General features: G+C 33.2%; 15 protein-coding genes. All 15 read left to right on the forward strand.

All coding sequences use genetic code 11. From position 1 onward, the window contains the following. The first annotated feature begins 196 nt into the window (after positions 1 to 196). The 15 genes from EG358_RS19310 to EG358_RS19375 all read left to right on the forward strand — a co-directional run bounded on the left by EG358_RS19310 (position 197) and on the right by EG358_RS19375 (position 14,191). Positions 197 to 1,600 carry a hypothetical protein gene (locus EG358_RS19310; RefSeq protein WP_076560429.1) on the forward strand — a complete coding sequence of 468 codons (1,404 nt, stop codon included), beginning with the start codon at positions 197 to 199 and terminating at the stop codon, positions 1,598 to 1,600. A gap of 84 nt (positions 1,601 to 1,684) precedes the next feature. Next, positions 1,685 to 2,011, forward strand: a complete 327-nt coding sequence (locus tag EG358_RS19315) for a nucleotide pyrophosphohydrolase (RefSeq protein WP_076560431.1) — start codon at positions 1,685 to 1,687, stop codon at positions 2,009 to 2,011. Between the two features lie 4 nt (positions 2,012 to 2,015). Next, positions 2,016 to 2,462 carry a hypothetical protein gene (locus EG358_RS19320; RefSeq protein ID WP_143748610.1) on the forward strand — a complete coding sequence of 149 codons (447 nt, stop codon included), beginning with the start codon at positions 2,016 to 2,018 and terminating at the stop codon, positions 2,460 to 2,462. Positions 2,463 to 2,472: 10 nt separating this feature from the next. Continuing rightward, entirely contained in the window at positions 2,473 to 3,696 is a 1,224-nt protein-coding gene (locus EG358_RS19325) for a 3-phosphoshikimate 1-carboxyvinyltransferase (RefSeq protein WP_076560435.1), read from the forward strand. A gap of 5 nt (positions 3,697 to 3,701) precedes the next feature. Next, positions 3,702 to 4,196, forward strand: coding sequence for a hypothetical protein (locus EG358_RS19330; RefSeq protein ID WP_076560437.1), 495 nt, complete (start codon positions 3,702 to 3,704; stop codon positions 4,194 to 4,196). 111 nt (positions 4,197 to 4,307) lie between these two features. Next, positions 4,308 to 4,478 (forward strand): bacteriocin-like protein, encoded by a 171-nt coding sequence (locus tag EG358_RS20105; protein ID WP_407919825.1) that lies wholly within the window; start codon positions 4,308 to 4,310, stop codon positions 4,476 to 4,478. Positions 4,479 to 4,734: 256 nt separating this feature from the next. Further along, entirely contained in the window at positions 4,735 to 5,397 is a 663-nt protein-coding gene (locus EG358_RS19335; protein WP_083677032.1) for a hypothetical protein, read from the forward strand. Next, positions 5,398 to 6,192 (forward strand): SDR family oxidoreductase, encoded by a 795-nt coding sequence (locus tag EG358_RS19340; protein WP_076560438.1) that lies wholly within the window; start codon positions 5,398 to 5,400, stop codon positions 6,190 to 6,192. It begins immediately after the preceding gene. A gap of 136 nt (positions 6,193 to 6,328) precedes the next feature. Next, complete coding sequence (locus EG358_RS19345) at positions 6,329 to 7,933, forward strand: BamA/TamA family outer membrane protein (protein WP_076560440.1); 1,605 nt, start codon at positions 6,329 to 6,331, stop codon at positions 7,931 to 7,933. Between the two features lie 250 nt (positions 7,934 to 8,183). Continuing rightward, positions 8,184 to 8,696: a phospholipase domain-containing protein gene (locus EG358_RS19350; RefSeq protein ID WP_076560442.1), complete on the forward strand. Its 513-nt coding sequence runs from the start codon at positions 8,184 to 8,186 to the stop codon at positions 8,694 to 8,696. Between the two features lie 244 nt (positions 8,697 to 8,940). Next, on the forward strand, positions 8,941 to 9,519 hold the full coding sequence (locus EG358_RS19355; protein ID WP_076560444.1) for a hypothetical protein: 579 nt from the start codon (positions 8,941 to 8,943) through the stop codon (positions 9,517 to 9,519). A 94-nt stretch (positions 9,520 to 9,613) separates the two neighbouring features. Beyond that, positions 9,614 to 10,414 (forward strand): WxL protein host-binding domain-containing protein, encoded by an 801-nt coding sequence (locus EG358_RS19360; protein WP_076560446.1) that lies wholly within the window; start codon positions 9,614 to 9,616, stop codon positions 10,412 to 10,414. Further along, on the forward strand, positions 10,407 to 13,121 hold the full coding sequence (locus EG358_RS19365; protein ID WP_076560448.1) for a hypothetical protein: 2,715 nt from the start codon (positions 10,407 to 10,409) through the stop codon (positions 13,119 to 13,121). Before EG358_RS19360 ends, EG358_RS19365 begins: the two co-directional genes overlap by 8 nt. 2 nt (positions 13,122 to 13,123) lie before the next feature. Then, positions 13,124 to 13,657, forward strand: coding sequence for a hypothetical protein (locus tag EG358_RS19370; RefSeq protein WP_228421343.1), 534 nt, complete (start codon positions 13,124 to 13,126; stop codon positions 13,655 to 13,657). A gap of 63 nt (positions 13,658 to 13,720) precedes the next feature. Next, positions 13,721 to 14,191 carry a hypothetical protein gene (locus EG358_RS19375; RefSeq protein ID WP_076560452.1) on the forward strand — a complete coding sequence of 157 codons (471 nt, stop codon included), beginning with the start codon at positions 13,721 to 13,723 and terminating at the stop codon, positions 14,189 to 14,191. Positions 14,192 to 14,277: the final 86 nt, after the last annotated feature.

Below are 14,277 nucleotides of genomic sequence, written 5' to 3' on the forward strand. Positions count from 1 at the left end.
AAATACAATAATTTTTATAATATACAAATACCTGGTCAACAATTTTTAAAAGATAAGAAAATTAAAGTATTTTCGTTAAATTTGAAAAGTATATAAATTTTAACTTCGATGAAATCGCCAGAGCTGTCTTTGATAACAAATACCAACGAGGTTAAGCGATAACATATAACCTTAGATAAACAAAAAATTTCTACATATGAAATTCAAATCATTACTCTTTTTCTCATTCTGGATGTTATTTTTGGCAATTTCGTGTGATAAGGATGATATTAGCTTTGATGCACCTTCTCAGGAATTGAGTTTCTCGAGAGATACCGTATTCTGTGATACTGTTTATCATCAGGTACGCTCAGAAACCTATCTGGTAAAAGTATTTAATAATGAAGATAAAGATGTGATGATCCCAAGAATCAGTCTTGAAAAAGGAGCTGCATCATTATATAAAATTAATGTAGACGGAAAAACAGGACACGATTTCCAGAATGTTCCTCTCAGAAAGAAAGACAGTCTTTATATTTTTGTAGAAATTGCACCTCAAGCCACAGGTCCTGAAGCGATTGCCGAAGACAGAGTTTTGTTTACAACCGGAGCCGGACAACAACATGTCACTTTATTTTCTGTTGTTCAGGATGCTGAATTTTTCATTAAAACTCCTTCAAACCCAAATGTTATTGCTTCTGATGCAACTTGGTCTAATAATAAAGCTAAAATTATTTACGGAGATTTGACGCTTGATCCTGGAGTTAATTTAAACGTACAAGCGGGAACAAAAATATATTTCCATAAAAACAGCGGAATGAAAGTTTCATCCGGCGCAACGTTGAATATCAACGGAACAGCAGATAATCAGGTAATTATTCGTGGTGACAGAAATGACAGCTATTATGACACCATCCCAAGAAACTGGAATTCTATTAAAATGGAAGCAGCATCTGTTTTGAATATGAATCATACCCGACTTTTTGGTGGAACAAGAGGTCTGGAAATGACAGAAACCGATGCGACAATAAGCAATTCTTTCATTCATACATTTCAGGAATATGGTATTTATTCGGTACGATCAAATATCAATGCAAAGAATTTAGTAATGAATAACTGCGGCGAGGCTTGCGTTGGAATCTTCAAAGGTGGAGTTTATGACTTTGTACACTCTACGATTGTTAATTATTCTGAAGTTTTAAGTCAATTTACCCGTGACGGAATTTACGCCACCAATGAATTTAAAAAAGAAAACGGGCAACCCGATCCGGGGTCTCTTCATATCAATATCAGAAACAGTATTATTTATTCTGATCGGGATAATTCTTTAACTTTAAATCAGGTTCCGGGACAATTGCTCAATTTCAGCATTCAAAACAGCTTACTGAAATACTCAGGAATAAGTGCAGCCGGATTTGATTTTACAAGTTCCAGCGTCGTTCAGAGTATAAAAAATCAGGATCCTAGATTTATGAATTATTTCGCTGCCAAGATGAACTTAAGAGTAAAAGCCGATTCTCCTGCAAAAAATAAAGGTGATGTAACGGTTGCCAACACAGTTCCTACAGATATTGTAAATGTTTCCAGAACGACCAGCCCGACGTTAGGCGCTTATCAGTAAAATTGATAATTGATAATTGATGAATGATGAATGATGAATGAAATTAACTTAATTCTTTAAACTTTTAACTTGGCTCTTAAAAAAATGGAAATTACAAATCTGCAGCAACAGGTCGACGAATGGATAAAGACCATTGGGGTAAGATATTTCAATGAGTTAACCAATATGGCAATGCTTACTGAAGAAGTGGGCGAAGTTGCCAGAATTATCGCAAGAAGATACGGTGAACAGAGCGAAAAAGAAAGTGATAAAAGTAAAGATCTGGGAGAAGAATTAGCAGACGTTTTGTTTGTAACGCTATGTTTAGCCAACCAAACCGGAGTCAATCTACAGGATGCTTTCGATAAAAAAATGAAAATAAAAACTGATCGCGACAAAGACAGACATCACAATAATGAAAAACTTAAGTAATTTCATGAAGTTTACTTTATTTTTATTTGTAATTCTTTCTTTAACCTACTGTTCTTCTGAAAAATCCAAACACAATTTTATTCAAGAAGGTTTTATTAATACAAATGCAACATATTCATGGGGAAGAACACAAAGAAAAATTATTGTAAAAAATATAGAGAACTCATGTAAAGTATTTGCTATTACGAATGAAAATGGAAAAATTCTTTATCAGCAACCGATAAATATGACATTCAGCGATAACCATTATTGGCTTTGTTATGTTGATGATAAAGAAAATCTATATTATTATAATTCAGATTACAATGATGCAAAAGCAATAATGTGGAATTCTGATTTAAAGAAATACGAAGAAAAATATTGGTGTTCTACCAAAATAAATCTTCCTGTAGAATTTAAAAATGAATTAAAAGATAAAGCAACTTTAAGTAATTGCTTATCTCTAAAATAGAAATGAAATAATGAAGAAGCTAGAAAAATCAAAATTAATAGGAAACAAAACCATACAAATCAGCGGTTCGAAAAGTATTTCGAATCGTTTGTTGATTTTAGAAAGTCTGTTTGCAGCCATAAAAATCGGGAACCTTTCCAATTCTCAGGATACACAATTGCTAAGAAAAGCATTATCTGAGGAAACAGAGATTGTAGATATTCATCACGCAGGAACAGCAATGCGTTTCCTTACTTCGTATTATTCGATACAAGACGGAAAAACTACAATTCTTACCGGTTCCGGAAGAATGAAAGAAAGACCAATTAAAAATTTGGTTACGGCTTTACAAAATCTTGGTGTACAAATCGAATATCTGGAAAATGAAGGCTTTCCACCTTTAAAAATTAATGGAAGAAAAATCACAGAAACAAAAGTAGATGTTCCGGCAAATATTTCAAGCCAGTTCATTACTTCTCTTCTTTTAATCGCCGGAAAACTGGAAAATGGTTTGGAAATAAATTTGGTAGGTGAAGTTACTTCAAGGTCATATATTGAAATGACTTTGGATATTTTAACCAAATTCGGAATAAAAAACAGCTTTATAGGAAACACTATAAAAGTAGAATCATTTATTGATAATCATTCATCGGTTATCAACTATGAAGTAGAAAGCGACTGGAGCTCGGCCTCCTATTTCTATTCTTTCGCAGCTTTGGGAAGAGAAACAATTCATCTGAAAAGTTTTTACAAAGAATCTACACAGGGAGATTCTGCGATTGCAGATATTTATGAAAAGTTTTTTGGGATTAAAACCACATTCGCAGAAGACGAGCACAAATTGACCCTTCAGCCTATTGAAAATTTCATATTTCCGAAAAAGATTATTTTGGATATGAATAATTGCCCTGATATTGCCCAGACTCTTTGTGTAACTGCTGCAGCATTGAAAATTTCTTTTGAAATTTCAGGTTTGGGAACTTTGAGGGTCAAAGAAACGGATCGACTTTTGGCATTATACAATGAACTGCAAAAACTCGGAACAGAAACTGAAATCACAGATGCAACGATCAAATCAATCAGTTTTAAAGATCCTGAAGAAAACATTTCAATCAAAACCTATCAAGACCACAGAATGGCAATGAGTTTTGCACCATTTTGCCTTATTAAAGACTTAAATATTGAAGACGAAAATGTGGTGGAAAAATCGTATCCGATGTTTTGGAAAGATTTAAATACAATTCTTGAAAATTAATTTATATGAAAAAACTTGTAATCATTTTTGCTTTTCTATTTCCTTTGACATTTTGGGCGCAGTATCTTTTGCCTAACGAGGAAGTTATTTATTCATTTGAAACCAAAAATGGTAAAAAAATGTCTTTGGTAAAAGATAAAACCAATACATACATTCAATATCGATTTGGAACTAAAGCTAAAGTCGAGATGGAATTTCCTGCCGAAAGAAACAAAGAAAGCTGGAAGAAATTTCATTACAATTCTTATATGAGAGGTGGTGGAAAAGAAAATGCAGGAATGGAAATTGACAATATTTTATTCAAAAATAATGGGTACGAATATGTAATTTACAGATCTTATCACGCCGAAGGCAACGATTATTCTGCCGGAATTATCATCAAAGACAGCAACGGAAAAGAAACCCGTATCAACGGAAATTACAAAACCGTAAAAGGCTGTATTTGTGATTTGGAAACCACAGGAATGATCGAAAGGGAGGATATTGGTTTAAGTATTTAATGATTAATAAATAAAAAAATATAAATTCTATTTCGCACTGATAAATTTTATATATTTGATAGTGTGGATATTAAACGCCACAAATATTCAAATCATTTAAAACTAATCATTATGAAAAACTTAAAAAAAATTTCAAGAAAAGAATTGAAAAGTATTAGCGGGGGAATCGAAGTGTGTATTCAAAATTGTATGGTAGGATATTATAAATGCTGCATTCCCCGTCAACGTTATTATTGTACTCCTAATGGGAGCCAATGCGGAAGTATTATTATAGAACCTTAATTAAAACTGTTAAATACTAAAAAATTCCTGAAGCATGTCTTCGGGATTTTTTTTTGAAGTGTAGTTAATCCATTTTTACATTGTTCAATAGATTTATTATATCGAAAGTCTTATTTTTTGGTTCTTTTACATAAATTTACCTTTTATAAAAATGAACGGTAGTAAATTATAAAATCGTAGGAAACCGCTTTATAATTTGAAAACTAAAGAAAGATCTTAAAAAATGATATTAGATTAAACTCTTAATGATTGATGAATGAAAAAACTCTGTTCTTTTTTTATAATTATATTCTTTTCAATTTCTCCGTCGCAGGAATTGAAAAATTTTGAGATTCCAAAAGGCTATGAAAAAATTTTGGAAACCAAAGGAGATTTAGATAAAGACGGAAAAGATGAAACAGTAATTGTTTTTAATACCAACATAACAACAGAATCTGAAGGTTTTGAAAGAAAGTTTTACATCCTCAAAAACATCAACGGAAAATTAAAAATATGGAAAGAAAACTCATCCGTAATTATTGACAGCAAATACGGTTTCTATCCAGAAGATAACAAGCTTGATATACAAATTAAAAATAATTGTCTCATCATTTCTCAGCTTTTCTTCACAAATTCAAGACATTCATATACTTCAAAATATACTTTTCGATTTCAAAATGGTGATTTTTATTTGATTGGCTCAAAATATCAATTGGATGACACTTGTGATTATAATTTCACTTACGAAGTCAACTTCTCAACAGGAAAAACAATTGTTGACGAACAGTTTTCAAGCTGTGATGACAACAAAACAGACATTCCAAAAGATGATTATAAAGAGTTTATTCATAAATTTACCGTACTCAAAAAAATGAACGGTTTTAGGATCGGTGAAAATAAATTCAAGATTCCTAATTCAAATAAATATTTTTACTATTAAATGTCAAAAACAATCATCATCACCGGAACTTCCTCAGGAATTGGTTTCGTGTTAGCAGAATATTTCGGGAAGAAAGGTCATCACGTTTACGGTTTAAGCAGAAAATTTACCGAAAGTCAGTATTTCAAATCAATTCCTACAGATATTACAGACAATGATGCGGTACAAAATGCAATCGCTGAAGTTTTAAAAACAGAAACTAAAATTGATGTTTTAATTAACAATGCAGGGATGGGAATGGTGGGTTCGGTAGAAGATTCTACAAAAGAAGATATTTTGAAATTATTCAATCTAAATCTTGTAGGATCAGTTCAGATGATGACTGCTGTAATGCCGAAAATGCGGGAAAATAAATTCGGAAAAATCATCAATGTTTCCAGTATCGGAAGTGAGATGGGATTACCTTTCCGTGGATTTTATTCGGCTTCAAAATCTGCTTTGGATAAAGTTACGGAAGCGATGAGATATGAAGTTTACCCTTGGAATATCGATGTTTGTTCGCTTCATTTAGGCGATATTAAGACCAATATTGCCGAAAATCGTGTGAAAACAAAAGTTTCTGAACCATACGCAACTATTTTCGATAAAGTATATTCTTTGATGAATTCTCATGTTGGCGACGGAACTGAACCTTTGGAAGTTGCAGAATATATTGACAAGCTTTTAACTAAAAATAAATGGAAAGCTCATTATTATTTTGGTAAATTCGGGCAGAAAATCGGCGTTCCTTTGAAATGGATTTTACCACAGGGAACTTACGAGAATTTAATGAAGAAGTATAATAAACTGGCTTAGTTTCAGTTATTAAAGCAATTAAATCTCCCAAAAATAAAACTGCACTTTTGTCATTCCGTAGGAATCTAGGCAAAGATTTTAGCATAATAGCTTAGATTCCTACGGAATGACAAACTTTTTTTATACATTTTAATAGTTGAAATTAACTTTAAACATATTTTTTATCCTGTTTTGCGTTTTTGTACAAGCGCAGAAGAAACATTATTTCCTTATTGATACAGAAACGCAAGTCAAAAAAAAGGTAAAAGACTCGGTTTCTGCTGTCAAATTTCTTGATTCTTTAGCGCAAAGCAATTATTTTTTTACTGAGCTTAAAGATGTTAAAATAAAAGGTGACAGCACAGAGATTTTCTATGACAAAGGCAAAAACTTCAATGAAACGTACGTTAATCTCTCCGATTCTATTGTCGACAAATTCAAACTGGAGAAAGAGTTTTTCACAAAAAATTTAGATTCAGTCAAAAAAAATATCAACAAAAAATATATTGATGACGGATTTGCTTTCAGCCGGATCAAGTCTCAGTTTAAAGGTCAGAAAAACGGGATTCCGATTGTAGAACTTGATATTAATAAAAATAATAAACGTACGATTGACGGTTTTGTGGCAAAAGGATACACCCGAGTTCCCAAAAGATTTATAAAAAATCTTGAAAAAGAATTTAAAGGAAAAACGTATGATGACAAAAATCTGATTGCCATCAATAAAAATTTCCAAAGCCATCCTTTTATAACGCTTGAAAGGCAACCGCAAACTCTTTTCACAAAAGATTCCACACAGATCTATCTGTTTATGGAAAAGAAAAAAACCAACACTTTTGACGGAGTCATCGGTTTTGGAAATGATAAGACAGACAAATTTACCTTGAACGGAACTTTGAATGTCAATTTTAAAAATATGTTTAATGGTTTTGAAGCCGTGAATCTTTATTGGCAGAGAAACCCCGACAAAGGTCAGACTTTTGATCTGCAGACTGATATTCCGTATTTATTTAACTCTAATGTGGGTTTAAATATGAAAGTAAATATCTTCAGACAAGATTCTACTTTTGCCAACGTAAAAGCTTTACCCGCGTTTTATTATCATCTCAACAGCAGGCAAAAAATCGGGCTTCGAGGAACTTTTGAGTCATCTGCAATTCTCGACAGCCTCTATATCCAGGGGAAAGATTACAACAAAAAGGGGATTGGTATTTTCTTTGACATGACCGAGCCTACCGATATTGATCTTTTTCTTTACAAGTCTAAATTAAATGTTGGATACGATTTTCTGGCAACCAACTATACGGCTGAAAATATAAAAGCCAATCAAAATCAGTTTTACTTTTTTGGTGAATATAATTATCATATCAACGGAAATCACTTTCTCAACATAAAAGGAGAAGGCGCAATGATGGATTCTAAAATTGATTTTTCTGCCAACGAATTGTACCGTTTTGGTGGCTGGAATTCTCTCCGGGGTTTTAATGAAAACTCTCTCGCCGCCGATTTCTATTACTACGCAGGAATGGAATACCGATATCTCATCGGAAATCAGGCATTTTTTGACGTCTTCGGACAATATGGGCAGCTCAATAACAAATCGCTTAACGTAAAACCTAAATTATATAGCGTTGGTCTTGGTTTCAATTTCTTTATTCCGCTTGGATTGATGAGTTTTCAGCTTTCTAATGGTAACGAGTTTGGAAATCCTTTTAAGTTTAACGATATAAAAATTCACTGGGGAATTTTGAGCAGGTTTTAATGATAACTTCGATTATTTTTCTAATTCGTAAATAAATTAACATTACATTGACATTATATTAGTTTTTAATATTATTTTTACTGAAATAATATTTCAATTGTAACAAATAATTTACAAGCAGGTAATACTGTTGATTTACATTTGATATTAGAAATATTTTTCTTTAAAAGAAACTAATTCTCCCACCATTTCTCAATCTATTTTGGAAAAAATCAATGCAATAACCTATTGACATTCAAGAAAAAGAGAAATGAAACCATCAACCCAACTACAATACAATTACGATGTAAATCTTAAAGGTGACAAGATCGTAATGACCAACTTTAAAGATACTGCGGTACCCATAATTATTTATGATAAAAATAAATTTAATACAAAAGACTTTTATTTTTCTTATGAATTGAATTCAAATGGTGAGATTTCGCATTTGGTAGATATAAAGTCATACAATTATGAGGTAACGGGTCCAAATGGTTTTATGAGAAAATTTAAAGGAAGCAAAAGCCCTGAGCTACAGGTAACTCTATTTTGTAATCTCTATAAAAATGAAGTAGATGTCACATTGACGAATGTATCCAAAAATACTTTACATATCGGTTTAGAAAATCAGTATGACGGGAATAAGAAAGATTTTACCCTCAACGCTTCTTTAGACGAAAAAATAACTATCAATTTAGACAAAACAAAAGGCTGGTACGATCTCAAAATTAAATCAAATAGTAATAGCTGGCATTTTACTGGAAGAATAGAATCCGGAAACTGATAATAACTAGTAATCTGGTCTTAGATTAGTAACGAAAAAAATCTTATAGCGTTATTCTGTGTAAGATTTTTTTTGGTGATTGTGGTCATAAAATTTTACGATTTTTTTTTAATAATTATGCAAAATAATATTTTGAGACTTATTAAAATATTGTAAATGACATATATAACAATAAAATTTTATGAGTATATATGTCATATTATAATGAATTTTATTAACTTCACAATTCCAAATAACTAATACCATGAAAAAAACAACATTTAGCATAGCTATGTCTTTGGCAGCTTTTGCTCTTTCGGCAAATCTTAAAGCGCAAGACACAAACACAGACAATCACACAATTACCATAAGTGTGCCCGAAGTAGCACTGGTAGATATTGAGCCAGCCGCTACAAAAAATATTACTTTAGGATTCACAGCACCTACCGAAGCGGGAAATCCGGTGATTCCAAATACATCCAACACCACACTTTGGTTAAATTATTCTTCTATCAAATCTGTTGCAGACCCAACCCGTAATGTATCTGTAAGTGTAAATGCTATTATTCCTGGAATTGATATTCAAGTAACCGCAGCGGCAGCTACAGGTTCTGGAGGAGGAACATTGGGAACTCCGGCTGCTCAGTTGACACTGAGTGCAACAGATCAAACAATTATTTCAGGAATAGGAAGTGCTTATACAGGTAACGGAGCCAATAACGGTCATAATCTTACGTATGCTCTCGCTGCAGGAAGTGGCCCCGGTGGAGTTGCAGTGTATGCAGATCTACAGACAGCCGCAACTACAGTTGCTACGGTTACCTATACTATTTCAGATAACTAATCTGTCCGACTTCATCTTTTACAGGCAAGAAGAAATCGCTTTTTCTTCTTGATCTTGTATCATCAATGTTTTAAACACCAAACTTTACATTAATATGATAAAGCGCATTTTCCTATCGCTAATTTTCATCGTGCAATTCTGTTTTCTAAAAGCCGGAATTGTTGTTCTCAACGGTCTTTCACACTCTTATCAGGTAGAAAACGGAAAAGTTTACAAGGGAAAAATTGAAATAGAAAATACGGGGAATCAACAACAAAGCGTAAAATTGTTTCTTCAGGATTACAGTTACAAATCTGACGGTACCATTAATTATTCTGCTCCTCATACCAACAGTAAAACCAATACAGACTGGATAAAACTGAATACCAATCTTGTCACTCTTAAAGCCAAACAGAAAACAGAAGTTTACTACGAAATAAACGTTCCTGATCATCTTTCTGAACCGGGAAGTTACTGGAGCGTAATTATGGTAGAACCTGTGGAGGAAATAAAGCCAAATGATAATAAACAGGGCGTAAATATTACCTCAATTATTCGCTATGCAATTCAGGTGATTACAGATTTTGATTCTGAAAAAGCAAAGCACGATCTTGCATTTGAAGGAGTAAAGATTGAAAAAGAAGAAGGAAAACAAATTTTAAAGGTTGCTATTGCAAACAGGGGAAATCTCTATTGCAAGCCAACCGCAAATATTGAAATTTACAGTAAAAAAAACGGAGAGAAACTCGGAAACTTTTCAAGTCAGGCGTTGGGATTATTACCCCAAACATCAAAATATTTTCATATTGATATCAGCCAAATGCCACCCGATAAGTATAATGCTGTACTTATCGCTACCGACGAAGAAGAAAATGCATTTGCTCTCAATGTAGAACTAGAAGTAAAAAATGACTAAAGAATGGATTATTTATTTTACTCTGTTATTCCCAGCTTCTATTTTTTCTCAAGAAAAAGATAGTTTAAAACCGGGAACATCTACTTCTGTTTCTTTTACATTAGAAAACACCAGTTCTGTGGTAAAAAACTATAATCTGAAAACTGAAACTTCTCATCATCTTATTATCCCGATTTTAAAAAACGGAGAAATTTCCCTTGCTCCAAATCAAAGTAAAATATATATTGTCCCTTTACAGATCGCAACAGAAACACCTCAAGGAAAATATTCTGTGTCCGTGAAAGGAACTGAAGTACAAACAGGAGAAAAAATAACTCAGACTACAGATTTTTTAGTTTCAGGGAACAGAAAACTATCACTTACACTTTTAGATTCTCCGGAATTTGTAAAAGCCGGAGAGAATATTAAATCAACTTTTTTATTAAAAAATCACGGAAACGTTACTGAAAATTTAATTTTAGAAAGTAAAAATGCGGCGATTGATCTCGGCGCTTCTTTAGCTTTGGCTCCTGGAGAAAGTAAAAAAATTATAGTTAGCAAAAATACTCCATCAGATTTAGGGAAAAATGAATATCAGAATGTAAATCTTTCAGTTTATTCTAAAGAAAATCCGCAGGAAATTCAAACTGCTTATTCAAGCATAAAAATCATTTCTACAAGACCGGTTGAGGATGATATTTACCACAGATTTCCCGTTTCGGCCTCTATTTCTATGATCGGCATGCAAAATCGGGGTCGTTATGATCAAGGTTTTCAAGGTGAGATCTATGGAAAAGGCAGTTTAGACTTTGAAAATAAAAATATTTTAGAGTTTCATGCAGTTACCAAAAATCCGGTAGATTTTAATTCTTTCACCCAGTACGAAGAATATTTTGTGAATTATAAGCGCGAAAATTTATGGGTTCATTTGGGAGATAAAAATTATTTCGCCTCTTTTTTAACCGAATATGCACGATACGGCCGAGGTGCAGAAATTCGTTTCGACCTAAAAAGAATAAGTTTTGGCGGATTTTATAACCATCCAAGATTCTTTACGGATATTAAAGATGAATTTAATATTTATTCTAAACTAAAAATTGGAAAACAATCGGAAATCACTGCAGGATATTTATATAAAATACTTGATACGGAAAGTAAAGATTTTAATTTTAGTAATATGAAATTAGATTCAAATGCACATTTACCTTATTTAGCAGGAAAATTTAGTATGAATAAGAATCTTGAAATTTCCGGAGAGACATCGTACAGCAAAACAGAAAAGACCGACGGAACTGCTTATATGATTCAAACGACTGCAAATTATGAAAGAGTAAGAGGAAGCGTAATGTACATGCGGGCAAGCCCAGAATATGCAGGATACTTTAATGATACGAATAATATTAATGGTAATCTGCAATATCAATTATCACAAAGAATAAATCTTATTGCAAATTATGTTCAGGATGCTAAAAATTTTCAGCGTGACACTCTATTTCTGGCAGCGCCATATCGTAAATATTTGCAATATGGGGTACAATATAAATATTCGAAGAAAGGAAATATAACATTATACGGCGGCTCACAAAGATATGAAGACCGATTAATGCCCAAAGAATTTGATTACAAAGACCATTTTTTTAAGCTTTCTGTTAACCAACAAATCGGTATTTTTCAGTTAAATATCGAAGGACAATTAGGGAAAACAGATAACTATCTGACCGGAATTTCCGGAAACTCGAGTTTTTATACCGCCAATATTGGTTTCGAACAATTTAAAACTTCATTCAACATCTATGGCAGCTATGCACTTACATCTCGTTATCAGCTGCAAAATCAGAATCAGTTTTATTTTGGAGCAAGAATTCTGAGCAGGTTTTCAGACAAAACACATTTCAGTCTTTTTTATCAGAACAATTATATGCCGGAAGATTATTATACGGATAGAAATCTTTTTGAACTTCTTTTTAATCAACAGATTTTTTCTGGGCATGAGCTTGGCGTTTCGGCGAGATACAATTTACAGCGTGGAGAATTGGGAAATAAAGATTTTATTTTTTCGCTGCGTTATACTTTAAGAATGAATATTCCGACCCAGAAAATCGCAGAATACACTACTTTATCAGGAAATATAAAAAATCTAGGAGTAAAAAAGATTGATGGGATCCGGCTAATTTTAGGAAATCATCTTTCTGTAACCGACAAAAGTGGAAATTATGTATTCAAAAATGTTAATCCCGGAGATTATGTTTTGGAGATTGACAGATCAACTACAGATATCAATGATATCACAGACCGGAATGTTCCTGCATCTTTAATTTTAACTGATCAAGAAAATTTCTTCAATTTTGGATTGACAAGTGCTGCAAAGATTCAGGGAAAAATTGAATATAAAGAGCACGACAATACATTGAGTTTTGCACAGCTTTCAACCAGAAAAAAGAAAAAAGAAAATGTGATTGTTGAAATCTCCAGCGATAGTCAGGTATTCAGAAAAATGGCAGTATTGGGTGATTTTTTTGATTTTACTTATCTGCGTCCCGGAGATTGGACGGTAAAAGTATACAGAAACGGGTTGGATAAAAAATATAAAATACCGATTGACCAGTTTGAATTTACTTTAAAATCTGGCGAAACAAAAAATATAACTATTAATGTCATCAAACAACCATCAGAAATAAAATATCAGCAGGAAACAATTAAAGTAAGTTATAACGAAAAGAAAAAATGAAAATGAGCAACTACAAATTAGTTTTTCTTATCACATTTATCATCTCTTCCCATCTTTTTTCACAAACTACGGGAAATAGAACCGCCAGCGTAACGTTGCCTGTTGTTACTCTGTTGGATATTGAACCCGCAGGTGCGATTGCAATGAATTTTATCGCCCCCACCGAAGCAGGCAGACCAATTGTTTCACCCGCTATCAATACCTCAAAATGGATTAATTATACATCAGCAATCGCAACAGGAGGATTAAGCAGAAAAATTACGGCTTCTGTAAGTCCTGTAATTCCAGGAATAGACATAAAAATTCAAGCAGCAGCAGCTACAGGATCTGGCGGAGGAACATTGGGTACGCCATCAGCCCAAATCACACTCAATACGACATCACAGACAATAATAAGCGGAATTGGTGGTTCCTTTACAGGAAACGGAGCCAATAACGGTCATCGATTAACCATAAGTTTATCCCCAAATACGTATAGTAATTTATCAGCCCGCACAAACACTGCGGTGGTCATCGTATATACAATCACAGAATAAATAAGAACCGAAATGAAGAAAGATTATATTATTTGTAGAATATGCTTGGTTAAAGCAACTTTTATGCTCTTCTTACTCTCTTTCTGCGCAATGAAAGCACAAAGAACTTTAACAGTAGGAGGAACTAATTGGGCAGTATCTATTCCATCAATAACAGAAGCCGGATCAAACTATGCGGGAACTTATGAAAGCGCGGCCAATCAAATATTATTAACAGCAAGCATCCCATTACTTTTAAGCAGTGGCAAAGTATCTGTACATTACGAAGGAAACCCGACCTGGAATCCAAATTTAATATTACAAGCTAAAAGAACCGGTGACGGAACCACACTTTGTTTATTGTGCACCATAACAGGGGGAACAGCTTATCAAACAGTAACACTTACAGATATCGAATTATTCAGGATTACGGCAATAGCAGCATTAGCTTCGTATACAAACATTCCCATTCAATTACAGCTTAGCGGTGTTTCGGTCACAATTCCGGCTGCAACTTACAATAGCCGACTCGTATTCACCATAAGTGCACTTTAGAACAATTTGAAAAGGTTTTTTTTAGGAGCTTTATCCGGCTATCCGCTACTACTCCTCACGCCTTGCTTTGCCAAAGCTAAAACCAC

Origin of the sequence: Chryseobacterium indoltheticum (genome assembly GCF_003815915.1) — a bacterium.
GTDB lineage: Bacteria > Bacteroidota > Bacteroidia > Flavobacteriales > Weeksellaceae > Chryseobacterium > Chryseobacterium indoltheticum.